Origin of the sequence: Cupriavidus sp. KB_39, from assembly GCF_052114485.1 — a bacterium.
Taxonomy (GTDB): Bacteria; Pseudomonadota; Gammaproteobacteria; order Burkholderiales; family Burkholderiaceae; genus Cupriavidus.
This window is the reverse complement of record NZ_JBFREV010000247.1, coordinates 1-382: the sequence shown is the minus strand read 5'-3', so window position 1 is coordinate 382 and position 382 is coordinate 1. Positions and strand designations below refer to the sequence as shown.

The 382-nt window shown below is 29.1% G+C and carries 1 protein-coding gene; it reads right to left on the bottom strand.

The annotated features are described in order from the left end of the window. Positions 1–170: 170 nt before the first annotated feature. Positions 171–382 (bottom strand): hypothetical protein (locus AB4Z27_RS29785; protein WP_441646083.1); only part of this gene is annotated, 212 nt, incomplete at its 5' end.

The window sequence follows — 382 nt, the reverse complement described above, 5'->3', positions numbered from 1 at the left end:
AAATTCCTTTCTTGATCTATTTTTCACTGATAACACCTAAATATTAAAACAGTGCATATAAGAGCTACCAAAATTTTTAAGGGTAGCTCTTTATTTTTTGTTCAAACATTTATTCAAAATCAGAATACCTTTATTTTTAATTTTAAGGGGTCATTTTAAAGAATTAAGGGTTATTTATATAGTTTTATACCTAAAAACCTAAATCGGCTCTTAAAACGCAAATGAGAGCCAAATAAAAATAATTGCTTTTCACAAACAAAAATTTGAGCAAAACCAGTGTCGAATTTTTTAGACACTGCCCATTTACATACAAATTTAAAAATTAGCATAAAAAATGGGCAACCATGCCGGTTGAACGCTATAGTTCCTGCAGGGGCAAAAA